Genomic DNA, 1,210 nt, shown 5'->3' on the forward strand with positions numbered 1-1,210 from the left:
CCCAAAGTGTCAGGCATAAAAATGGCGGGATAACCCGCCATTTTTGTTTTCACCTGTTTAGTTGAGCTTCTCTATCATCAATCTGGCTTCATCCTTAAGATTGGCATCGCCGCTTTGCATCACCTTCTCCAGAAGCTGAATTGCGCCGTCTACATCGTTCATCTCAAGGTAGGCTTTCGCCAGATCCATATTAGTTGCTGCTTCACCACTGCTGTCTACATCTGCAGGTTGGATATCACTCAGCACATCAGGGAAGTCTTCCAAACCGACATCTAAATCCATCTTCAGTGAATCAGGGTCTTCCTGAGGTGCACCGTCATCTTTCATCAGATCATCGATGCTGATGTAATCCTCACTCGGAGACGACTCTTCAACCAGTTCGCTTTCCACGTCGTCCAGCAAACCGTCCAAGTCACCTTCCAGATCCATAGACTTGATATCATCACCCAAAACTTCCGGCTGCTGAGACCAATCTTCGCTTTCAAGCTCCGGCTCTGGTGCCTGCTCAGCACTCCAAACATCCGTTTCTTCTTCCGGAATGTCGAGCTCTTCAGTACTGAAATCACCGAGCCCTGAGTGTTCATCATCCAAATTTTCTGAAAGCAACGCTTCCATATTAAGGCCAGCAACCTGATGATCGTCATCATCCAGCTGTGCCAGATCGTCCAACTCCGCCGCGCGGTATGGCGCTTGGGAAACCGGTGCTGAAAATTGAGTGAAGCCTTCATCTTGGGACTGTGGCAGGAACTCTTCCAGTTCCCGCTGTTCATCTAACGCTGCTGATAGAGCATCCTCTTCGTCAAACTCACCCAACTCGTCAAGCCCAATAGGCTCCACTTTCGGGAACGCAAGGGTATTTGGCTCAGTGGCGGTGAAGGCTTGTGCGTCCGAATCAGCCTCTGTTTCTTGCTGAACTTCTTCTTGCTCTTCCTGACTCAGTTCATCTTGAAGTGCTTGAATATCTTCAAGGTCGCTTTCTGCTTCTTCTGGCAGAGTTTCCTGAGAAGCTGGCAGTTCAACATCATATTCCTGCGCGGCATCCTCTTCGGTGTATTCAGGCAGATTCTCTAAGTCCAGCGGCGTGTCGTCGTCTTCTGGGAGCGAGTCGCTGCTTGTCTCTGGCTCACCTTCACTGTCCGCTAACGCTGCCTCTTCGTCATACTCCGGCAAAGAAGACAAATCCAATGGAGCTTCTGCTTCTGCTTCTGCT

General features: G+C 49.9%; 1 protein-coding gene. It reads right to left on the bottom strand.

Annotated features, from left to right (window positions below):
* Positions 1-57 precede the first annotated feature (57 nt).
* On the bottom strand, positions 58-1,210 hold a 1,153-nt coding region (locus RN22_RS24395; protein WP_046308525.1), incomplete at its 5' end, for a FimV/HubP family polar landmark protein.

The organism is Grimontia sp. AD028 (assembly GCF_000973155.1).
Classification (GTDB): Bacteria; Pseudomonadota; Gammaproteobacteria; order Enterobacterales; family Vibrionaceae; genus Enterovibrio; species Enterovibrio indicus.